Genomic DNA, 23,022 nt, shown 5'->3' with positions numbered 1-23,022 from the left:
GTTTCGGCGCTGGTGGCCTCGCAGCTGCTCACTCCCGCGGAAGCGGGGTGGGATGCCGAGGAACGCGTGCAGTGGCTCCATGGCCTGGGGAAAGTGGAGCGTCTGCACCTGGTGAAGGGGCGAATCCACACCGCGATCGTCCGGGAGCAACAAACCCGGGACCCCGTGCCGAGGTGAGGCCCGCGAGGGCCGTACCCGGGGTCCGCGGGCAGGGCCCGACCGGCTTGATGTTCGGGTTCCCTAGCCCGTGGCTGTCGGGCCATGCACCGCACGTCCATAGTGCGGTGCACCCGAGGGTCCCGGCACCCCAGGCCGGGACCCTTGTTGGCGGCTTGCGTGGCCGGGCTTGAACGGGGCTCACTCGGAACGCGGGCACGCTTTCCATATGTGCTGTTATCGGCGCTTATGCTTTTTGTTTGGAGTGCGAACGGGTCGGTTTGGAATGAGTCCTAGCGTCTCAAGTTCAACATCATCAAAGGGGATCACAGGTAGAGGGCTTGCTTCGACCAGTGGCGTGACAAGGGGGTCGCTCGTCACAATTAGGCCAATCAGCTTGCATGGAGCTCCATTGGAATTGGTGCCCATCGCCTGAACAACGTCGGCGACATTGTTGCGTAGCCATTCCATGCGCCTTTGATGGAGTTCGACAGTCGGTTTTTTCTTCTTTTTTCCGTGGAATAACTTCTCGAGTTCGTTGGACATCTCGGCTGGCGTCCGTGCAATCTCGAAGTCTTTTGCCTCGACGGCCAAAATTGACCTGGTATCCGGGTGATAGGCCAGAACATCGATATCGCCGAGGTCTTGCCCGTTAGGGTCGACAATTCGGTTTTTACCGATCTTCTTCACTGAAACGAGTGTCGTCATGCCGAGGGCTTGGAGTCTTGCGGCCACCGAATGAGCGAACGCGTCGTTGATACGGCCCCTCGCCTCCGAGATACAGCGCTGCATCTCGGTAGTCTTCGCCCGGCCTTGCAGACGACCAGAAAGAAGGTTATCGAGCCAGTAGAGGCCCAAGCGATATATGCTCCGAAAGCCGAAGACCAGTTCGTTCCCCTGCTGTACCAAAGGCCGCCGAATATACGAACTGTCCCGGTTATATCGCCACGGCCAGGCGTCTTCCTTAATTTCAAGGAATGACGCTCGCGCAGTGAGGACGATTCGGTCAAGAACCGCGTTTACTGTGCTGTCCGTTAGAGCTGTTTTTTCAATGATCTTAGAGATGGCTTCGGAACGGTCGATGCGAGTTACTTGGTCAGCGGTTGCTATCTCGAGAAGACCGCCGCACACGGCACGTAGTTCGGTGAAAGTGAAGCCGAACTCGGCTCGCATTGCATCTGCGCTTCTTTCAATGAATTCGGCGTAGTCGAAGACGTCCGTTTCTGGGCTAGCGTCCTCGCTTTGGGCTGATCGAACCGATCGCCGGCTTGATGCTGTGGCATAGATTTCCATTGCAGTGGTTACCGACTCATTTCGGCTGAGGCCAAGGCGACCTGAGTCAAGAATGGATACCTGGAAGTCAGCGATACCGTAGTGGAGGAGATCGGAGGCTGTTGCTCTGTCAATGAGTTCTTTTGCCACGCTCAGGAGACGATAGTAGTCACGGACGTCGATGGTGTTGGTTCCGGACGGAGGCTGAGCTGCCACGTATTCGATCAAGAAACGGTTGGCACGTTGTGCCGACGCACTTTCCTTCCGGTGCTCGACAAGTTCCGTGACCGTGTGGGAGTTTTCACCGAAGCACGCCAACCGGGATTTCAGCATGGTCGCATTGACTTTGGCGTCGTGGCTCAGAGTTTCATTTTGGGCGATGAGGAAGTCGAGCAGGATTCTTTGGTCGTAGCCAGCGATCTCCGTTTCAAGAACATTGAAGAGGTGGCCGACGGTAGATTTGAGCAACTCGGTCCGAGCATGACCCTCGAAATTTCCGACCGAGAAATTGCCGCCGTTCGGTGACCGAAGCCATTCGCCAAGTTCGTCAAGTAATTGCGCGGCGACTTGGTCGTGACCAGTCAATGGGCGGGGCAGCCTGTGGGCCAGCATGTCGGGATTAGTGCTTTGATTGAATGAATTGAGCATTCGTTTGGTACCCAGTGGGGCAATTTTACTAAGTGGCAGCCCTAGTTCTGTTCGGTCAATATCGAACAAACTGACGAGAAGTGCTGAGACTAGTTCCCGCTCCGCCGTATTCTTTTTCTCTTGGAGGAGCGCTACGAAGGTCTCTGTCAACTCCAGAGTGAACCCACTGGTCATGGGTGAGACCCGAATGGCTGGCTGGGACCGTGACCAATCGCTGGTCATTTTCCATGCTTCGGGGTCTCCCCGTCTGATCACTAGTTCCGTTGTCGTGGAAGCGCTTTGGTTTTCGGTGTGGATTGCGCACTCACGAACCCAGTAAGCCACGCATTCAAGAAGGTCCAGATCCAAGCCAGTATGTTCGGTTGAGTCGGGGTCTATAGTCACGAAGATATCTCGGACATCGAGTTCAACTACATAACCGAGGTATGAGCTGTGGGGCTCGATAATGAAGATCTCCGGTGCATCGCGTTCGTAACGACGCTGGGCTTGCAGGACGCTCGGATTCTTCACAGGAGGGATGACGCCGTGCCGGTCGGTTTCTGTGAAGTACTTCTTTCGTGGCTGTATACCATCTGCTGTCTGAAAAAGCGTGAAAGTGGCCGGTTTTCCGTCGGTGAAATAGAACGATTTTTCATGGTCGTTGTACGAAGAAAACTCGTCGAGAACGGCGGTGGAAAATGACTCACCCGGGCGTCGGTCAACTGCCTCTGCGAAAAGCAGTAGCCCAAGCGGGCCATCAGGCTCGTGATGCAGCATGATTTCAAGATCGTCGGATCTAGCCATGAGCACGGGGTCAGAGTCCGCTATGTTTGGGATGCCCCAGACAGCACCGCGTCCAGGGCTGTCAGTGATGACCAGATGGAGCGTGGTCTCCGCCGACGAATATGTTCTACGCACGTCGGGTTCCATTAAATGGGCAAGCTGACTCATTGCGGCCTGTGTGCCATAGGTACCCCAAACATCGAGTTGCCAGTCGACGAGGGGGTCGGTCGCCACGATGATGTGAAGATCCCGCTTGCTATCAATTGGTAAGAGATAGCGGCTCATAACACCGTCATTTTCGAGAGCAACGGGTGATGCATCGCGAGGAAGCAACCTCATGACTCGACGGAATGCGGCGTCCCTCCACTGTCTGCCGAACTTTTCAAGCTCGCCTTCTTGGCGTACAAAACGCAGGAGATGGAAGCGGATGGTGATGAGCAGGTCCAATGGCAGTACAAGTTGGTAACCGGACGAAAGCCGCAGAAAAGGGGAAATGTAGAGGCGATCGTCAGTGATGTCATCAACGCACGGATCAACTAGCTCGCCCGGATTGAGGGCGAGAGTATCGATGACCATCCGTAGCCAAGCGCCGTGAGCATCGAGTTCGTCATTCGAAAGGAAAGCAGCCCGGGAAAGTTCTTCCAGCCAATTCGAGCCAGGAACATAGACCGGTGTTCGTGCGGACCCACTTGGCAGTGTGCCTCGTGTGAGGCCTGCTCGTTTAAGGACCATGTCGCTGACCATGAGGAGACCTTGAATCAGCTGTCGAGCTGGGCCACGCAGGTCATTCGGCATCCATGGTTCGCGAAAGGCTGCGTCCATTAAATTCTCTAGATCAGCAACAGTGTGTTCGCCTGATCCCGGCGATACAAGATATGGCCCGCCGAAGAAGCTGACGCTTTGCACAAGCACTTCTGAGTACGGGTCTTCTTGTGCCAAGATGCCTGGCCCGCCGATGTATTCAGTCCGTAGGAGCGCCCGGACGGCATTGGGGCTCATGGCCGAAGCTTGATTGTCATCGAGAGCCATGCCAAGGGCCGCGAGTCTATGTAGGCGTACGAGTCGCGGGGCGTTTTCTGGAAGGAGCATCAGTCCGGAGACGGCGGCGACGAGGGAGGGGCCATCTATATTTTGCGGAACGCGTCCCGTCGGAATACTAGCCCGGCGTTTTCATGAGTTGCGGATGTCATTAAGCGTCTTTAACGACGAAAAGGTGAGCTGAACTGGGAAAATAGAGGTAACCACACCTTTTATCCACCCAAATCAGGACTCACCTTTTCGATGATCAATACTACCCGCGTTTTCCCTTCCGTTCCGGCGGCCTTGACCGGCCAGTCGCTCATTTCCCATGCCGGGTTGAACGTGCTGACCTCGTTCGTGGAGGCGACCGGTTTCGGTGCCCTGTGCGAGGACCGCTTCTCCCAATTCGTCCCCGAACGAGCCACTCACCGGCCGGGCCGGATCCTCGGCTCGCTCGCGGTGATGCTCGCCGGCGGCGGGGAACACGTCTCGGACCTGGACGTGCTGCGCAACAGCCCCGGACTCTTCGGCCCGGTCCCCTCGGACGCGACGGTGTCCCGGTTCGTTGCACGTGCCGCCGACCAGCCCGAGGCCTTCGCCCACGGCTTTTCCACCCTCAGCCATCGGCTGCGTTCCCGGATCTGGGCGGCGGCCGGAAAACGGAACCCCGCAGCGTTGGCCACCCGTCTGGACCCGCTGGTGATCGACATCGATGCGACCCTGGTAACCGCGCACTCCGAAAAGGAAAACAGCGCCGGAACCTACAAGGGCGGGTACGGGTTCGCGCCCATGATTGCCTCGGTGGATTACGGCAAGGACAACGGCACCGGGGAGATCCTGGCCGCGATGCTGCGGCCGGGAAACAAGGGTGCGAATTCCGCGAAAGATCACATCACCGTGCTCTCCGAGGCCTTGGGGCAGCTGCCCGACACGATGCGCGACGGTCAGGGGAACCTGGCCGCGGAGAGGATCCTGGTGCGCACCGACAGCGCCGGCGCCTCCCGCGAATTCCTGCACCACCTGTATGTGCTGGGACTCCAGTTCTCCACCTCCTTCGCCCTGCCGGTGCCCAACGAACGTTTCATCGGCTGGATCAACAACAAGGAGCACTGGGAACAAGCGCTGGACCAGCACGGAAACCAGCGCCACGACGCCTGGGTCATCGACGCGACCAAGGTCATCGAGCTCAAGGACTACCCCGAAGGCACCCGTCTCTATTTGCGGGCCGAACCCTTGCATCCCGGGGCGAAGGCCTCGCTCTTCGACGTCGACGGGCACCGCGTGACCGCGTTCCTCACCAATGCCCCGCGCTACAACGTCGCATTCCTCGATGCCCGGCACCGAGCCCGGGCAAGGTGCGAAAACCGCATCAAGACCCTCAAGAACGCAGGCCTGGGAAAGCTGCCATTCAAGGCGTTCGCGGCCAACCAGCTCTGGGCCAACCTGGCCGTGCTTGCGCTGAACCTCGTGTCCTGGATGCAAGTGGCGATCCTGCCTGCAGGTCATGCGGCCGGGGTCTGGGACCTGAAGCGATGGCGCTACCGGCTGTTTTCGATCGCCGGAAAACTCACCAGCAGCGCACGGCGGCGACGGCTGCTGGTCCCCGAGGCGGCACCCGAAGCCAACCTCTTCACCACGCTACTCGAGGGAAACACCCGGTTGCGGCACCGATGGCGAAACGGGCACCTGACGGCATAACGGCCCGCCAACAACAGCCCCTTCGAGACGAAAGAGACCCCTTCCGGGAGATGGAACCCGGCGCCCATGCCGGCGACATGGCCATCCCTGCATGCCCGAAAAACAGCCGGGCCGCCGATCCCGGGAAAATCACGGAATCAGCGGCCTGCCGGCACCCGGTGAAAAATCGAGGCTAGTCACAGCTCAATACTCCCATGCAAAACCAATACCATTTCTGTAAATCCCTTTGAGCAGAGCCGCCGCCGCCCCTGGGTCTTCGTATCGATGAGGTCTACTCCTGCCGGCAATGACAACTACGGCCACAAGAGGGGCGTGGATAGCATGCGTATCATTTCACGTAAGGGTATTTCGGCATGAAAGGGATCCTGAATCTGCCCGTCCATTAGAGCTGCAACTCTTCGTAAACCAATTCACTGAGCATTTTCAGCAGTGCCGCCATTTTCGTCTTGTCCCCCAGCGCCTGCAAACTCAGGTTGTAGTGGCTGTCCATCGAGTTGGCCACGGCATCTGTGATTGCCTGGGCCAAGTCGGGGCTGCTTCCGAAATGGCTGCGGGAATTGTTCTGCGCCTGTTTCTGCAGCGTATCGTTTTTCACCAGCTCCCGCCGGACGCCTTCAACGAAGTGCGCCACGGCATCCATTTCCTCGCCTTCGAAAGGCAGGTTGGCCTGCTGGATGATTTCCTCCCAGGTCGACAAGACGGGATCCTTCGCCTGCCCGGTGCCGACCTCCGTGGGCGGTTTCAATCCAGCGTCCTCGCCAGTGAGCTGCAGCTGCGCCTGGCCCTTGTCCTTGAGCGCGTACTTCGCCAGCGCCACCCCGGAAAGATCCAGTGCCACCTTGGCATCGTTCACGCGGAGAACAGGTAACAGGTGCTTGTAGTAGATCGAGCGTTTTTCCAGGTCGGCGTCGGCAAAGTCGAAGATCTGGGAGAGGAAATCATAGGCGCGGATAAACGATCCCAGGTCCTTGCGGAACAGGTCAAGCTCGTCCTGTGACGTTTTGTCCTCCGCGGCCACGGCGGCGTTGTACCGGGTATTGAAGCGGGACTTCGCCGGTGCCACCCAGCCGGACAGGGCGTTGTTGCCTTCCTCCAGGACGTAGGACTTCGCCAGCCCGTCCACCTCGGACTCGAGGTAGATCTGGGCGGCATCGAGCTTGGCCTGCAGGTCGTGGACGACGTTCGGGTCCGAGACACCCTCCAGTGCGGCTTCCCGGAAATAGGGCTGGAAGGAGGCCAGGATTTCGTCGGGTTCGTTGACGAAGTCGAGCACGAATGTCTGGTCCTTGCCCACGGCGATGCGGTTCAGTCGGGAGAGTGTCTGCACGGCTGAGACCCCGGAGAGCTTTTTGTCCACATACATCGCCACCAGCAGGGGCTGGTCGAAGCCGGTCTGGAACTTGTTGGCCACCAGCATGATCTTGTATTCGTCGGTGGAGAACGCCTCGGGCAGCGTCCTGCCCTTCAGCCCCGGGTTCATGTTGGTTTCGGTGAATTGCTCGGGCCCGGATTCATCGTCGGTCACCTCGCCGGAAAAGGCGACCAGGGTCCCCAGCCCGGAGTAGCCCGCGTCGGTGATGTACTTGTCGATCGCGCGCTTGTACCGCACGGCTTCCTTGCGGGAGCCGGTGACCACAATGGCCTTGGCCTTGCCGTCCAGGCGCCAGGCGACATTGGTGCGGAAGTGCTCGACGATCACCTGGACCTTCTGGCTGATGTTGTAGGGGTGCAGCTTCACCCACCCCATCAATGACTTGAGCGCCTCGGACTTCTCCACCTTGGAGTCTTCGGAGTCGTAGTCCTGCCCCTTGTGGGTGAGCCGGTAGGCGACCTTGTAGCTGGTGTAGTTCTGCAGCACGTCCAGGATGAAACGTTCCTCGATGGCTTGCTGCATGGAATACAGGTGGAACGGCTGCGGCAGCCCGTCCGGCCCCTTGCGGCCGAACAGCTCGAGGGTCTTGGCCTTGGGCGTTGCAGTGAACGCGAAGTAACTGATGTTCTTCGCGTCGGCGCGCTCGGACATCTCGGCCGCCAGGAACGCCTCGACGTCGAACTCGCCCCCGTCATTGACGTCCGCCAGTTCCTCCGAAGACAGGACCTTCTTCAGCTTGTTGGCCGTGGAACCGGTCTGGGAAGAGTGCGCCTCGTCAGCGATGATCGCGAAATTCCGCCCCTTCAGGGCCCTGGATTCGGCGATGGCTTTCAGAGCGAAGGGGAAGGTTTGGATGGTGACGATGATGATCGGTGTCCGTGCCGTCAGTGCGGCGGTGAGTTCGGCGGACTTGGAACCCGCGTTGCCGCGGATGGGAACCACAACGCCGGACTTGTGCTCGATCTGGTAGATCGCGTCCTGCAGCTGGGAATCCAGCACGGTGCGGTCCGTCACCACGATCACCGAGTCGAACAGCTTCTCGTTGCCGGCCCCGTGCAGGGAGCTGAGCTGGTGCGCGGTCCAGGCAATTGAGTTGGTCTTGCCGGAACCCGCCGAGTGCTGGATGAGGTACCGGTGGCCGGGGCCCTCGGAGCGGGCGGTCTCGATGAGCTGGTTGACCACGTCCCACTGGTGGTAGCGCGGGAAGAGCAGGGACTTGCGGAGGTCCCGTTCACCTGTGACGGGGTCGGTCTTGTCGCTGACCTGCAGGTGCAGGAACTTGCCGATGATGTTCAGCCAGGAATCGCGCTGCAACACCTGATCCCACAGGTAGCTGGTGGCCGACCCCTTCGGGTTGACGGGGTTGCCGGCGTGGCCGTCGTCGCCGAGGTTGAACGGCAGGAAATAGGTGTCCTTGCCCTTCAGCTCGGTGGTCATCTGGATCTCGTCGTTGCTGACGGCGAAGTGCACCAGGGCCCGGCGGCCAAAGGACAGCAGCGGCTCGTCCTTGTTCTTCCCGTTGCGCGGCAACCGGTCGTTTCGGTACTGCGCGACGGCGTCGTTGATGTTTTGCGTGAAGTCGGTCTTCAGCTCGATGGTTGCCACGGGCAGGCCGTTGACGAACAGGACCAGGTCGATGCTCTTCTTGGTGTCGACCGTGGAGTAATGCACCTGCCGAACCACCCGAAGGCGCACCTTGCTGTATCGCTCGAGGGTCTGGGGGTTCAGGCCCATGGCCGGTTTGAACTGGCACATCTCGAACTTGGCGGCAACGTCCTTGAACCCCGTGCGCAGGACCGAAAGCATGCCAGCCTCCTTGGTCGCCGGCTTGTCCAGCACCTTGCAGAGACGGTCCAGAAGCAGTTTCTTGGCCAGCTCCTGCTCGGCCGGCGAATCCGCGGGCTTCAGGACCTTGGCCAGCTGCTGCGGCTGCGTGTCGGCCAGCCAGCCGAAGACATCCTCCGGGATCAGCGCCCGGGTGGCATCGTAAAGCTCGCCGGCCTTGCGCTGCGGCTCATAGATCCAGCCCTGGGCCGCAAGTGCCTGGCAGATCTCGTCCTCGAACGTCACTTCATTGTGCTGCGCCATCTAGTTCCCCCTAGAAACCGTCGAAAAAGTCCTGGTCAAGCTTCTTCACCACCACGGTACGGTCCACTTGGACCCCGACGCCGTAGTCGAACATGAGCGAGGCCAACCGCTGCCCGTCGATCAGGATCAAGGTGTAGTGGGCGGTGTCCCGGGCGACGGCACGCGCACCGCTGGTGAACGTCGAGGTGGTGATGAAGATGCCCTTGGTGGCACGGAACTGGCCCAAGGCGCCACTGAAGGCCTGTACCTCGGGCGAGCCGACGTTGTTCCCCTCGGAGTACCGCTTCGCTTGGAGGTAGACGCGGTCGAATCCCAGCGCATCCTGCCAGACGATGCCGTCGATCCCCTTGTCACCGGATCGCTGCGTGGGTCTCAGGTTGTCTTCCCTGTCGGTTCCGTAGCCCAACGCCTTGACTACGAAGGGAATCAACCTCTCGAACGCGTCAGGCGTGAGTTCGAGAAGATTGCGGTAGATTTCGTCGATTACGACCTGGTTCAGCTGGCTCGCCGATTGTTCCAGGACTTCAGACGGATTGGATTCGGCCACTGGAGTTGCCGAAGCATCCATTGCACTAAAGCTTGCCGTTGAAGGAGCCTTAGGGGGCTTCGATTTCTTCTGGTATTCGCGGTAGGAATCGTACTCCAACAGCGTCTGGAATGTGATGGGTGCCCCGGCTGAAGTGCGGCGACGTCCCTCGTCACTGATCCGGTATTGCCCTCGAGCTTCACGCACGAGCAAACCGGCCTTCATCGAGTCGAACACTGCCCAATTGATTCGGTTTACCCAGCGGGCTTCCCCGGAGGACATGACCTCGGCCATGTCCTCCTCGGAAAGCTTCATGCTCTTTGCCACGGTGGTTCGAACCTCGGCATTCCTCCGGATCTGTCCGTCGGACATGATCCTTAGGACGGGGTCAACGAATCCATGCCATTGTGGCAACGCCATCGTTATGCAGCTCCTTCGCGAACATCGATTTTGCCGGTCACGGCAGCGGAAATGAGAGCGGAGCGGCGCTCGGATAGGAGTTTCATGGCCGTCTCCGAACGACGTGCCAAGTCGTCGATGCGTCCCGTGCTCAAATCAAGATAGTCGACGATCCTAAGTTGTTCCGCAACAGACGGAGCAACGAGTCGAAGTTCGATAAGCTTGCTTGCCTTGAGCCCCAAAGCAGTGGATCCAGTTGCTCGTTCCTCGAGCTGAGCCTGAAAGTATGGGGAATTCATTGCATACACGGCAAATTTCGGAATCAACTCGGCTTTCGGCCGGAATTTGATAACACGCTGGGCCAAAGCCACCCCCGGATCATCAACGAGTGCGAAGTTTCCGAGAGGAGCCTCCATCGTCATGAGAATGTCGCCTAGCGCAGGACGGCCTCGGCTCATTACATTATCGTAATCATCCACCCCCACATATTCGGTCGAGGCTGCATAGTCAATGTAGCCCTTCCGCACGTTCTTCGCCGTGACCAGGAAGATGCCATCGTCGGTCTTCTTTGGAGTAGCACCGCGATAGTCCACTCGCCCTGTCATGAAATGACACATCGGCTTCTCCGTCCAATGACTAGGAAAATCATCGATCCAAGGGACGCTAGAGGGCTCGGTAGATTCGGTGGGGTCGAGGCCTTTGGTGACGGCGCGATTGATAGTGGCCTGGCGTTTCTCGGCAAGCAGCCCGATGAGCCGCTTCTGTTTGCCGATTAGCTCGTCGATCTGTGCTGTTTCTCGGTCGAGAAACTCAGAGATCGAATTCTGCGTCGATTGATTTGGAAAGGGCATTTGAAAGGAAAGAAAGTCGTTCTGGCTGAGGTTCTGCATGCTACTGCTGGTGCCAACACATATGGCGGCAACTTGGTCGCGATATTCCCGCGTTTGCATCCACCAGTAGACAAATTTTGCTACTGCCGTTTCAGATGTTCGCACTTGCCAAAGACGATCCGGAAGATACAGATTGTCATAGTCACGTTGGGTGTGGCCAGCAGCACCCACAAGCGCCGGTGTGTTCATGCGGCTGACGATCAACCGGTCGCCCCGGACGGGACAGGAAACACGGTGAAGTTCGTCCGGATCAACGACCTTGTTTTCCGTTGCGTCGAAGTATCCGTTGGAGACACTACTCGTCTTCAGCACGCCTGTTTCGTCGTTAGTGGTTGGGAGGTCAATCGCATTTACACTAGTTCCACTTTCGATCTCAGACACCACACGGCGGACCGCCAGTTGAGGATAGGTCACTTCTCGACCTCGGCAAGCAGTGTCGTGATCTCACCGATGAGCTTGTTCAGATCGGCGTCGATCTCGTCCAATGCCCTGGGTGCGATGTATTTGTAGAAGTGCCTGGTGAAGGGGATCTCGTAGCCGATCTTCGTTTTGGACTCGTCGATCCAGGCATCGGGCACGTGCGGGAGCACTTCTCGTTCGAAGTAGGCCTGGATGTCTTCGGCCAGTGGCACGTTTTCGGTATCGCGCAGCTCCGTGTCGGCCTCCGGCATTCCCTTTGGCCCCGTGCACGCGTCTGCGCCCTCGTCGCGTTCTGACAGTCCCGCGAGCACTGCCTTGAAGATCGGCGCGCCGAGTTTCAAGCCGCTGCTGGCGAGAACCGGTTTGAGGACCTTGAGGAAAGCCTCCCGGTTCTTGTCGACCTCGCCGGGCTCGGCCACTTCGGAGCGGAGGGCCTTTGCCAAGAGCAGCCGATCGTCGGTGGCCATCCTTTCCACCGGTTTCTGCGCCAGCACGGCGTCGATACGGTCTGCGGTGAAGGCGAAGTTGAGCTTCAGCGGGCGCTCCACGGTGATGGTGGAGTAGCCGAAGTCCCGGTTGGTGAAGATCTTGGATGTCTCGCCGTCGTCCTCAAACGCCCCATACAGGCGCACGATGTCCGAGATGTCGTTGGGTCCGAGTTCCTTGCGTTTGGACCCGAGACTTTTGCGCATCTTCTGGAAGAAATCGACGCCGTTGATGAGCTGGATCTTGCCGACGCGCTCCGGATGCTTCTGCTTCTTGCTGTTGGAGAGGATCCAGATGTAGGTGGCGATTCCGGTGTTGTAGAACATGTCCGTGGGCAGCGCGATGATGGCCTCAACAAGGTCGTTCTCGATCAGGTACTTGCGGATCTCCGACTCGCCGGAGCCGGCACCACCGGTGAACAGCGGCGAGCCGTTCAGGACGATCCCGATGCGTGATCCTCCTTCGTGAGCCGGGCGCATCTTGCGGACCAGGTGCAGCAGGAACAGTAGGGATCCGTCGCTGACGCGGGGCAGGCCCGGGCCGAAGCGCCCGTCAAAACCGTGGAGATCGTGCTCTTTCTGGATCTGCGGCTGGATCTTCTTCCATTCCACGCCGAAAGGCGGGTTGGAGAGCATGAAGTCGAACTGCTGGCCGATGTTCTGGTCGTCGGCGAGGGTGTCTCCGACGGAGATCTTGGAGATGTCCTGGCCCTTGATGAGCAGGTCAGACTTGCAGATGGCGTAGGACTCGTCGTTGATCTCCTGGCCGTAGGCAACGAGCGATGCGCTGGGGTTGAGCGAGTGCAGGTGTTCCTGGGCGACGGTGAGCATGCCGCCTGTGCCGGCGGTGGGGTCGTAGATGCTGCGGACGATGCCCTCCTTGGTGAGGACATCGTCATCGTAGTTCAGCAGGAGCTGCACCATGAGCTGGATGACCTCACGCGGCGTGAAGTGCTCGCCGGCGGTCTCGTTGGATGATTCAGCGAAGCGGCGGATGAGTTCTTCAAACATGAGGCCCATCTCGATGTTGCTGATGGTCTCCGGTCGAAGGTCGATCGCGGCGAAGTCCTTGACCACGTGGTAGAGGAGGTCCGAGCCGTCCAGCTTCTCGAGCGTCTTGTAGAACTCGAAGCGCTCGAAGATGTCCCGGGTGTTCTCTGAGAACCCCTGGACATAGTTGAGGATGTTGGCCTTGATATTCGTGGGGTCATCCAGGAGCTTGGCGAAGTTGAATAGCGACGTGTTGAAGAAGCTGTGGCCCGAGGCCTTCTGGAGGAAGGCGTCCAGGGGGATGTTCAGGTCCTTCTTGGCTTCCGCCTCTTTCAGGACGGCATCCTTCGTTCCTTCAAGCACGCCGTCCAGTCGGCGCAGGATCGTGAACGGGAGAATCACCGAACCGTACTGTGCCGGCTTGTAGGTACCCCGCAGAATGTTTGCGATGCTCCACACCAGATTGGCGTTGTTGTTGCCGGCCACTTACTCCCACTTCCCTTGCCTCAGGCAGCGGGGCGCGCTGGAAGTTTCATCTGCCGCTGGTGGCGTCCCCATTGCCGTGCGGCTTTCATCGATCGCACACGTACTTACCCTGAATTGTATGGTGCGGACAGCCCTGTCCTGACCAATGACTCTCTCGTAAGAGATCTGTCATTAGGTTAGAGAGAGCAGTCCGCAATGCCCTACGCGATCGAGCTGACTTGCTCTGTCACCGTGGTACCTGTGGGCCATCGGTTCTCAACTCTTCTTCGCGACTGCGCCGCCGGGCCCGACTATAGGGTTTATTGAGTGTTCCCGTTGCGGGGAAGAACGTGAGCCTGTCGGTTGCCGTTGGCGACAAACCGAACTAGCGGACTGCCGTCTTGCGCAAGAGCGTCAAGGACGGCGTTGGGCACGTCCGGATTCATGGCGACGAGGACGGCGAGGTCGATGCTGCGGCCGGCAAGCTCCGCCAGAAGAGGCCCTGGTGTTGAGCCATTGAAGGCGACTGCATGGCGAACTTGCTCGTCCTTGTCGTCGGCAAGTGAACGCAGCACTGCAACGGGAGTATTCGGGTTCGCCGCGACGGCACGCCGCACCTGTGCGCTTCGTTCCCCACCAAGCATCACAAGCAGATCCGTATCTGCCCTGCGACTAAATGCAACCTGCATTCGCACCTCAGCTTTGGGATTTGCAACCATCTCCACCAGTCTGACGCGGTGAGGACGCGATGGTGACGGTGGACGTTCTAGTTCGGTTTCCGCTTCACGCGTTGGTTCCTCCGGCGTTGCGGGGTTCGCCAGTGCCGTAGAACCTACGCTAGCCTCAGCATCAACAAGCAGGCTTTCAAGGACGCTTGGTGGAAGATTAGGGTTCTTGGCCGTCCCGGCTCTGACTTGCGGGTCCTCGTCATGTGAGAGCGCCACGAGAACAATCGCCGGCGAAAGCGGGTTGCCAGCTACCCGCGCCCTCACTCCCGGTTCGGGATCGCTGGCGAGACGCTCCAATACAGCGATTGGAGTGTGGGGGTTTGTGACGACCGCGCGGCGAACACCGTCTTCAGCGCTGCGAGCGAGCCGCGACAGCGTCCTCCCACCGCTTCGACCATCGCCCGCTACGACCACACGCATGTCGGGATCACGCACTCGGCTCTTTGAGAGACGATCGAGGGCTTCCTCGATCACCCGCGGCGGCAAATCAACGTCTGCACGTGTCTCAGTCAGTTTGAGCACCTCGTGCAGATCCTCGTCGACATCGACCAGAAGCATGGCCTCCGCGATGAAACTAGCCAGGTCACCAGGAGTGTACGGGTTTTCAAGTACCGATAGTCGTACCTCGCGTTTCTTATCCGCAGCCAAGTGAGTTAGGGCAGCAAGCGGTGCGGCGTGATGCTTTGCGACCGCAGCGCGCACTCTGACGTCCCTGTCTGATGCCAGATCGATCAAAGCTGACTCCGGCACCGAGTGCAAGGAAACAAGCAACTCACGAGTTGCGACGGATTTGCTGGTCTGCAGCGACTCAATGAGCTGAGCCCGATCGGCAGCACCAAGAGACGGGTTATCGATCAGGTTGGCGAGCACCTCGGTCGAGGAACTCGACGTAAGCGTCAGAAGCGCGTCGCAGGGAGTCGATGGGTGAGCAGCAACGAGGCAAAGCGTCCTGTGCTTGTATTCAGCGGCGGTGTACCACCACTCCCGTATAGATTCCATACCCTCGGTGCGGAATCGCAATCTCGCTTCCGGAGATGCCGCGAGATCGGCGAGCAATGTGCCGAGAGACTCGGCCTTAGTGCTCAGGGTACGCTCAAGAGCCTGCCATCGAATCTCGGGATCAGCGTCACTCAGTAGGCTTTCACGCACAGCCGTCTCCGAGATAGGCAGCTCCCCTGCAATCCTTCTTCGAACCCAGCGGGGGCGATCCGACCGGAACAGATCGTCTAGAACTTGATCGGGGAGACCGGCCTGCATCCATTCTTCGACATCAAGCTGCCGTTTAGACAGCCGACCCCAGATACGGCTAGCTTGCGGAATCGGCAAAAGGGGGAAGCCGCGCGTCATTTGGAGGAATTTGTCGAACCACTGCGAGTCAAGTGCAGATTCGTCGCGGTTCTGGCTGATTTGAACCGCACCATGTCCTCCTGCACTGGACAGCTCGGCCTCCAGCGGCGCCCTGCCCGCCAGTTCGGTTCCAACTCCCTGGTGAGTTCGGGCAGCCCATTGCACGTCAGGGCTGGTGTCGGCTTCCAAGGCTTTCACCAGCGGTAAGGGAGCGCCAGGATTTGACGCCACGGCTCGCCGAACCGCAATGCTTCGGTCGTGCGCGAGTGTTTGAAGCACGTCTTCGGGCGCTGCTTCATTCATCGCAACACCCTCACGAACCTGCCAACGGGCATCTCCCACGAGCTTTCGAAGGGTTGGCTCGGGTGTCACCGCGTTCCGTCCAACGCGCCGACGGAGGTCAACGTCCTCACCTAGCGCCAGCTCGGCCAACATCTCGTACGGAGTGTGCCGATTATCCGCAAGCAGTTGACGCTTGCGCCTCGCCGAAATAGGAGCATGTGGCGCAAGCTGCGTCTTTCCTATCGCCTTGATGAACCCCTGTCTCAGCGAAGGCAGCAATTCCTCGGGGTCACCGCCAAGAAGGCGCTTGAGACTCCAACGGGGCGTCATCCCCTGGCGCGGGAGCCATATGCCGACATGGCGAATGCCGAGGCTGTCATCGGAATCCAGCATCACATACCCAAGCAACTGACGCAGGAAGTCTCGCAGCTTGGGTACGGTCAACGCGCCGTAGACTTTGCAGTCGATCAAGGTTTCGCCGATCACCCAGTCGGCATCGGCCCCTCCGACGAGCCCCGATCCTGCGAACCCCGGGTTTGGTTCGTAGTGGTCTCCGTCGGCGATCTGCTCCCGCCAGGTTTCCAGCTGACCAGCATTGGACAACATCAGCGATGTGATGTCTGCCAGTGCAAGCGGATCAAGCCGGTCTGCGAACGATTTTCCGTCGACAACCGCATCGCAGGAAGCGCCGACCGAACCGATGAGTGCCGTCGCGCCCGCCCGAGCGGCCTGTTCACAGTAGGCAAGGAGGATGGATGCCCGGTCGAGCTCCGAGTCGCTGGACGGTTCGCGCAACAGCGTCTCTGCCACGCCGAACGCTTCGGTGAGTATCTTGGCGCGGTGGGGACCGTTCTCCATGAATGGAACATAGCGTGTCAGCTGGGCAACACCGGCGGCAGCAGCGGAATGGCGAGGGTCAAAACTCCCGAGGTCGATTCGTGCACGAAAGTCGAAAGCCGTACCGGATAGTGGTCGATCCGCTCCCGGGAAGGGAAGCACTATAGTCCTGCTACTTGCGATTTCCGGCAGGCCCAGAGCCCCTACCGCCGCGCGAGATTCGTAGCTTCGTCCGCTCGAGGCTTGAAGGAGCGGAGAAATGCCATCCAGGTAGGCACGCACTGACGACTGCGGATCACGAAGAAGCGATGTAAGGCTCATCCGTCGACTCTAGCCATGAGTCTTCGCGAAGTGGAATCGTCACGATTCTCACTCACTCAAGGACACATAAATACCGCGGGGGTGCAACCCGTGTCGCCTCAACTTTGCCCCACGGCGCGGAGCGGCGCTGGGGTGCTAGGCACTGGGTCTCTTAACCTACGGGCCTCCCAAAACGGCGGCATGACTTCAGGGACAGTTCAATCCTTTGATTAGGGATCCACGAGTAGCGATAGTTTTGCTTTGTCAGTCTGGCTGTTCGGCCCTGACGGCGCTTCTCATCAATGTGTCTCAAGCAGCGTGGTCGTAACGAATGGCCCTGGCAGCCATTGGTGGGACGTACAAGGGCTGGTCAGGAAAGCCGCGTCTGGGCTCTCCACATAAGCGGAGGAATACATACCTATCCGAAGCAAGACAATGGAATGAAGCCAGACCTGGCACCCACCACGGCACGGCAGGTACCCAGGGGCCCCGGTCGCTTCAGCAGAGCGCTTCAATTTCAATTACTTGCCAGCGGAGTGGAGGCGTCTACTACGCATCCAAAGAACTCGAACTGAATATTCCGGAAGTGCTCCAGTTAAGTGGAGAGCCCAGAGCCGCGTGTACGTTCTTCGTCGTTCTTTACATTCAGGCCAACGCGATCTTCACTACGTAACTATTTGAAGTGCCTCATTCCAATAGGTCACTCAATGTTTGGGCTTCGGCGAGATGCATCGATGAGATACTGATTTCTCCTCGGGCTGCCAAGTTAAGTGGTTCTATGCCGTCGACGAGCTGTGCATGGGCTATCCGATCCAGGACTGCTCCGACCAGTGGGGCGGAAGTTCTGAGGGCTACTTCGAGCGTCTGAGCTGTGGCAGCGCCTCCATGCACCACCATGTTTCGGTTTCGGTACATCCGTCTAAAGGCGTGCTCGATTTGAATGCGTACCTCGGAAAGAGTTGCTGAGCCATTTTGGACTACTGATAGGACTCGTTCTTGTGCAGCTGCGTCACTTGCTCCGGCCAAGTGCAGCATTTGCCCACTTCGAAAATGCTCAAGAACTAACTCGCACCTTTGTTGGTTCGTCACCGCCGACTCGAGATTCTCAGCGAGGACGCTGTTTTCCTTGCCTTCTTGGACAAGTTTCTGTGTTGGCGTTAGCGCCAATGCAAAATGGCCGGCGATGCTCGGTTTAGTCGATTTCTTGTTATGCGCATGAGCCAAGCTGGTTAATTCAGCTCTGGGCCATGAACATGCAGCCAGTGTCGCTGCTCGTGCGGCAACAACAACACCTCGGCCGTCTTTTGCGTCTTGGGGGTCGCCGGGAGAAAACAGCAGTGCTTCCAACGCAGACCATCCGCTCGCAATCGCCGGTCCTGCAGAACTGCTGTTGTTCAGCGAAGCGGCTAATTCGAGAGCGTCATCGAGGGAAGTCGATGCCACCCCAACTGCATGGACTTTCCGTTCTGCGAGTAGTGATCGCACGTAAGTTCCGCGGTGGGGTTTACTCAAGGAGTATCTTTTGGCGTCCTTGGCGCCGCTTGCCCGGATCCATACGGCTTCGCAAGGCGCTAGCTTGCTATATCCCGGTGCGTAGCTAGCTCGCGCAATGATCCGATCAACAATGCCCGCGGCTATGCGGGATGCCGCATAAGGATCCATTGCAAGAATTTCGTAACGAAACCCGCCCATATAGCGCACGCCAGATCTCACACTAGGGTCACTGTCCTGAAGCCAGTGTCGGATTTCGCTGGGAACCAGCCAATTTGTGTGGGCTTGCGCTGTCTCGGGGTTGGGCATTTTGTTGAACGGTATGACGACGTCAAAGGTTGTGATTTTTTGCGTGCGTAATAGCTCGGCGTCGACGAAGAGCTCTTGGACGGAACTCCCGACACTAATATGACGACCGATCCATGAGTGTAGGTAGGGCATGCTGAAGCCGACGTCCAGCAGGAGTGCTGCGATGGCCCGTGCCGTTCGTTCTGCACCGGGCGGGGAGGATGAATCGACGGCCGTCAGCCATAGGTTTAGGTACCGACGCTCGGCTTGAGTAATTAGCTGTTCAAGTGCGCGCCAATGTCTGGATTCGTAAGGAACGCCTGTAGCGAGCTCTGTGGTGAACTTCTTTTTTGTCTCTCGACCCCCAATCCCGCGATCAAGGCCTACTATCCGTTCGAGCTCTTTTGCCAACCACCCGACCGCGTGCTGGCTTAGGACGTTGCGGCTATTCCAGAAGGACGCATCAAGCAGTTCTTTTAAGGTTGAGAGAGTTCCAGCTTCCCACAGCCTCTTTTGCCAAGGTGACGACTCAAAGAAGAAGTCTTGTAGACGTGCGGCAAGATGGGTTGCGAACCATTCTTTGCCGATATGCCCTTGCGAGAGACTGAGGGTGCTTGAGTTGCTCATCTTACTTATTTTGCCCTATGATGATTACATCGCTGAAGCGATCTAAAATCTAAAGTACGGGAGTCGCCCTTAGGGGCCACTCCCTACTTCTTTTAACGCATGTATAGGGTTTCTCCACTGGGCAACTAGGCATCCGGATGCTGCGTGGAGCTTACTGCGTATCGGCATTCAGCTCATTTGGCATGGATAACCTCGTAGGACACTTGATCCCTTTCCAAGATCTGGATCAGCTGCCTCAGCCTCGTCTTTGGAGTTCCAAGCATGAGCAACCGTTTCGCGCGGCTAGCTCCAACGTAAAGAACTCGTCGTTGTTCCGAATTAATATTTGCAGACCAATCATCCAGAACGTGGGAGCGACCAGCAACGGTTCTTTGGGGGAGTGCCAATAATACTGAATCAAATTCTGCACCTTTGACTGCATGTATGTTTGCCCATAATGCGGGTACGCCTGAATTCGGATTTGAAGTGGTGGACTCCTCCCAGTACGTCCACAACTTGCTTGTTGGTTTGCTTAGCTTGTTGCTCAGTGTCGGGATGAGAGAATGACGCTGATTGCCCAGTTCAATCTTGATGAAGTTGCGCAGGCCCTTTCCACAATCATCCGGCGATTTCCAAGCCTTGGAAGACTCTTGCAACCTCCCCACGAGGATTCTTAGTTGTGTTGGGCCCAACCCGAGGGACTCCAGTTCCAGCACTCGATTACCGTGAGAAGTGGCGTCCGGCCATTGAAAAAGGTCGAGAATGGACCGTTCTAAGCGGCGGACAGCGGCTAGACGCATCTTTGGATTACCACTGTTCCGGAGGGTAACTAGCGAGGTGAGAAAACTTTCAGTTATGGAGCTGCCGTTGGGAGGTTCAATGCCTCCTATCGATATCTTTCGGGCGTCTGAAGTAGCGTGGGAGAGGACCCTGAAAGAATCATTCTTCACGCCGTATTGAGTATTCAGCTGTTGGGCTGCCTCTTTCAGCTTGTTTCCGCTTCCGACGATCACGAAGGTCTTTGTGGGATAATTTGTGGTTTCGGCGCTGGGAACCACGGGCGACCGACCGACCGACCGTAGGCTCGTCACCATCCCGCAAATCGCTTGGGTGGAGCGGTGGCACACGTCTAGTTCCACAATTTCTTCTTGAGGAATTTTTTCTCGATATCGCGCGTATGCATTGTTGGACACTTGCCTAAATTCGTAGATGGCTTGGTCGGGATCTGCGACCACCACAATGGAAACACCCGAAGCGGTGAGAAGTTCCAGCAGTCGGTGTTCGCTTTCATCACAGTCTTGGAACTCGTCAACGATGACCTCGGTAAATCTGCGTGACAGGCGGAGCATATATTTCGATGTGCTGCCCTGTTGAAGCACGTCAAAAGCTATTTGGCGTGCCGAAGACGTGTCATATATATGTCTATCCAGAAGTCTGATATGGACGCGAGAAGCTTCGCCTTGGATCCACGCTTGCGCCTGGGGGGTCAATCGTTCCCAATACTGCTTTTCTGCGTGGCTTAGGTACGAGCTTTCAATGTAGAGCTGCTTATTTGCTCTTCGCCGAAAACGCGACAGCCGAATACCGATACCTCCGCTCTGCGTACGTATTCTTGCAAGATGGTCCGGCAGATCGTCCCACGAAGCTAGGTAGGTGGGCATCACTCCATGGTTGGAGACAATGTAGGGAGTGACAATATAGCGGTGAAAAAAGTGATCGAAAGTTCCCAAGAAGTGCGGTGCTTCGACAAGGTGAGGGCTGTCTGCACACCTTAGCTTCGCTTCGTTAACAGCAGCATTAGTGAACGACAGCAACGCGATGCCGCGGGACGAACGATGCGCTTGTTCTTTGAAACGGGCAACTATCGCACGGGTTTTTCCTGCTCCAGGACCCGCCTCGATAAGCCTCGTGCCTGGTTCCAGGACGGCCATCTGCTTTTCCGTGAGGGGAAACGACGATGGACGAGCGATCTGGCTCTGCGTTGTCATCAGTCCCCCGCAACTGAACGGATTGCTGCGTCCAGGTAGGCCGGCACCTCGAATGACGCATGCTCCGGGTGCGTTTCATCTTGCAGGATCTCCGCAACCAGATGCGCGAAATCGCCCTTGGATATGTCCAGCTCATACCCACCCGGCTGGGACTTGTCCGCTCGGATGGCCTGGCTAAATCGCTTGGCTCTCTCATCTTGCCCCAAATCTTTGGAAGCCTCGCTCACTGCGGTCCACTTGTGTTCAGATCTGGAATGAAGCCGAAGGAACGCCGCTTTCATTGCTTGTTCGTTCTCAACACTCGCAAACAAGTCAGCTTCGAGAGTCGAGGTACCCACATGAATGGACAACACGCCGTCCGCGTGAGCCTGTGAAAACTTGCTTTCATATGTTTGTTTGCGGACGTTGCCGGCGCCGTCGTTATCCGCGTCGGTAATGACAACGACCTTGTCGGCTCGCCGACTAGCCCCTGCGAGGAGAAGTTTTAGGTAGGGTTCGAAATCTACTCCTTCGATTATGACAATCGATGAGGAATGGAACTGTCGAAGCGACTGGCGCCGCTGCTCTGCCAGTTTCGTCAACCCGTCCGAAGTTGCTGCATCGGCCGGGGACGGTTTCTTAAAAATGTAGTGTTTTGCGAATTCCGGAACGAGCAGTGCTTCCGCGATACCTTCGACTAGAACCACCCTCCGGGCGAAAAGGAGTGATGCCCTAGTGACGGTCAGGTATCGATCAATTTTTCGGGTCTCCGGCTCGTCGAGTCCTAATCTCCAAAGCGGCGTCACTTGGGTGCACCATTCCTTGGGATCGGTCTGTAGTTGCTGTCGTGCAACGACCGCTATGTTCTTGATGGAAACAGAACTTGCCAGATTCGGGGAGTGAGTGGTGACAATGATTTGGACTTTTCCTGCTGGCCTGAGCTCGTCGGTGAAGTCTCCGCTTTCCTGGGCTCGACGGCGAAGGTAGTCCAGAAGGACCGCCTGCAATTGGGGATGCAAGTGGGCTTCGGGTTCCTCGACAAGAAGTAGGGTGAGATCGTTTTCACGGGCTTTGGAGAGTTGAAGAACGATCATCGAGATATAGAGAAGATTTGCATACCCCAATCCCGATGAAGCGACGTCTGCGACGTCAATCCCGGTTTCCGCGAATTGCAGCCGCAGCATGCCCACGAGTCGTCGGAGCTCTTGGACGCGGGTTTTGATCTGGATTGTGTGGTTTCGGCTGGGTGGCGCTGCGTCCGAAAAATGCCTCTGTATCTCCTGCTGAGCTGATTGGGGCAATGCGTGGGCGGCGATGCTTGAAAGTGCTGTGTTCGCCGCTTCTTTGAATGTTTCTTCCTGATCTTTGTCGCCGTCCAGCAAGGTCCTCAAGACCTCATGTAATTGTGTGCCCTCACCGCCATCCAAATCTCGGACTGCATCGCGAAGAGGTGGCAGATATACGTGAGCGATTCGTCGCCGATTAGCGGGCTCTGGATCTTCTATCTGGCTCTCGCCCACTGAGTAACTCTGAGCATTCCGCGATGGGATGGAAGCATCAGTTGCAAATGATGTTGTGTAGACCAAATCGCCGTGTTCGTCGACAAGTCCAGCCATGAATATGGCTTCCTCAGCCTCGCTGAGCTTGGTGAACCGGGTTTGAATGCTTATGAGAGAACCATTGTCCGCGGTGCGCGTGAGGTCGCGATCTGGTGAAAACCAAGCTGTTCTGCGACCGGTGGCCGGGTAGGTGGACAGTCGTAAGGCATCAATGATGCCTGTCTTGCCCGAAGCATTTTCACCGACCAATACGGTCAGGTCCTTGGCGAATTCCACTTCGGTGGAAGAACATGAACGGAAGTTCTTCAGGGTAAGCCGTGAGAGCTGCATAGTTTGGAATCCTTATAGGACTAAGGATCGCAGGGCGCTCCTAGTGGGAGTGTACTTATAGTGAGCTTAGCGCGAGAAATGACGTATTTCATTGAC

The 23,022-nt window shown here is 57.8% G+C and carries 10 protein-coding genes; 1 reads left to right on the top strand and 9 read right to left on the bottom strand.

Features of this window, described 5'->3' with window-relative positions; genetic code table 11:
* Positions 1 to 393: 393 nt before the first annotated feature.
* Complete coding sequence (locus JOF47_RS19465; RefSeq protein ID WP_210002046.1) at positions 394 to 3,867, bottom strand: hypothetical protein; 3,474 nt, start codon at positions 3,865 to 3,867, stop codon at positions 394 to 396.
* Between the two features lie 252 nt (positions 3,868 to 4,119).
* Between JOF47_RS19465 and JOF47_RS19460 the strand changes: the two genes are divergently transcribed.
* The gene (locus tag JOF47_RS19460; protein WP_210000338.1) at positions 4,120 to 5,556 is read left to right on the top strand and encodes an IS1380 family transposase; all 1,437 of its coding nucleotides are present in this window, start codon (positions 4,120 to 4,122) and stop codon (positions 5,554 to 5,556) included.
* A 382-nt stretch (positions 5,557 to 5,938) separates the two neighbouring features.
* Here JOF47_RS19460 and JOF47_RS19455 read toward each other — a convergent pair whose 3' ends face one another.
* The 8 genes from JOF47_RS19455 to JOF47_RS19420 form a co-directional block, all read right to left on the bottom strand.
* Entirely contained in the window at positions 5,939 to 9,016 is a 3,078-nt protein-coding gene (locus JOF47_RS19455) for a type I restriction endonuclease subunit R (protein ID WP_210002044.1), read from the bottom strand.
* A gap of 10 nt (positions 9,017 to 9,026) precedes the next feature.
* Positions 9,027 to 9,962, bottom strand: coding sequence for a restriction endonuclease (locus tag JOF47_RS19450; protein ID WP_281070321.1), 936 nt, complete (start codon positions 9,960 to 9,962; stop codon positions 9,027 to 9,029).
* Between the two features lie 2 nt (positions 9,963 to 9,964).
* A complete protein-coding gene (locus tag JOF47_RS22400) occupies positions 9,965 to 11,245 on the bottom strand; it encodes a restriction endonuclease subunit S (RefSeq protein WP_210002041.1) in 1,281 nt (426 codons plus the stop codon).
* Positions 11,242 to 13,212, bottom strand: a complete 1,971-nt coding sequence (locus JOF47_RS19440; RefSeq protein WP_210002040.1) for a type I restriction-modification system subunit M — start codon at positions 13,210 to 13,212, stop codon at positions 11,242 to 11,244. Before JOF47_RS19440 ends, JOF47_RS22400 begins: the two co-directional genes overlap by 4 nt.
* Before the next feature lie 299 nt (positions 13,213 to 13,511).
* Complete coding sequence (locus JOF47_RS19435) at positions 13,512 to 16,406, bottom strand: hypothetical protein (protein WP_210002038.1); 2,895 nt, start codon at positions 16,404 to 16,406, stop codon at positions 13,512 to 13,514.
* Between the two features lie 966 nt (positions 16,407 to 17,372).
* Positions 17,373 to 19,091: a hypothetical protein gene (locus tag JOF47_RS19430; protein WP_210002036.1), complete on the bottom strand. Its 1,719-nt coding sequence runs from the start codon at positions 19,089 to 19,091 to the stop codon at positions 17,373 to 17,375.
* A 173-nt stretch (positions 19,092 to 19,264) separates the two neighbouring features.
* A complete protein-coding gene (locus JOF47_RS19425) occupies positions 19,265 to 21,058 on the bottom strand; it encodes a UvrD-helicase domain-containing protein (RefSeq protein ID WP_210002034.1) in 1,794 nt (597 codons plus the stop codon).
* On the bottom strand, positions 21,058 to 22,926 hold the full coding sequence (locus JOF47_RS19420; protein ID WP_210002032.1) for an ATP-dependent nuclease: 1,869 nt from the start codon (positions 22,924 to 22,926) through the stop codon (positions 21,058 to 21,060). Before JOF47_RS19420 ends, JOF47_RS19425 begins: the two co-directional genes overlap by 1 nt.
* Positions 22,927 to 23,022 lie beyond the last annotated feature (96 nt).

The organism is Paeniglutamicibacter kerguelensis, assembly GCF_017876535.1.
Lineage (GTDB): Bacteria > Actinomycetota > Actinomycetes > Actinomycetales > Micrococcaceae > Paeniglutamicibacter > Paeniglutamicibacter kerguelensis.
The sequence above is the reverse complement of the archived record's forward strand: the minus strand, read 5'-3'. Positions and strand labels throughout refer to the sequence as shown.

What these genes read in the sequence shown, in the direction of transcription:
- JOF47_RS19465 (WP_210002046.1), bottom strand. Translation starts at nt 3,867, where the DNA reads ATGGCTCTCGATGACAATCAAGCTTCGGCCATGAGCCCCAATGCCGTC.
- JOF47_RS19420 (WP_210002032.1), bottom strand. Translation starts at nt 22,926, where the DNA reads ATGCAGCTCTCACGGCTTACCCTGAAGAACTTCCGTTCATGTTCTTCC.
- JOF47_RS19460 (WP_210000338.1), top strand. Translation starts at nt 4,120, where the DNA reads ATGATCAATACTACCCGCGTTTTCCCTTCCGTTCCGGCGGCCTTGACC.
- JOF47_RS19450 (WP_281070321.1), bottom strand. Translation starts at nt 9,962, where the DNA reads ATGGCGTTGCCACAATGGCATGGATTCGTTGACCCCGTCCTAAGGATC.
- JOF47_RS19430 (WP_210002036.1), bottom strand. Translation starts at nt 19,091, where the DNA reads ATGAGCAACTCAAGCACCCTCAGTCTCTCGCAAGGGCATATCGGCAAA.
- JOF47_RS19425 (WP_210002034.1), bottom strand. Translation starts at nt 21,058, where the DNA reads ATGACAACGCAGAGCCAGATCGCTCGTCCATCGTCGTTTCCCCTCACG.
- JOF47_RS19455 (WP_210002044.1), bottom strand. Translation starts at nt 9,016, where the DNA reads ATGGCGCAGCACAATGAAGTGACGTTCGAGGACGAGATCTGCCAGGCA.
- JOF47_RS19435 (WP_210002038.1), bottom strand. Translation starts at nt 16,406, where the DNA reads ATGGAGAACGGTCCCCACCGCGCCAAGATACTCACCGAAGCGTTCGGC.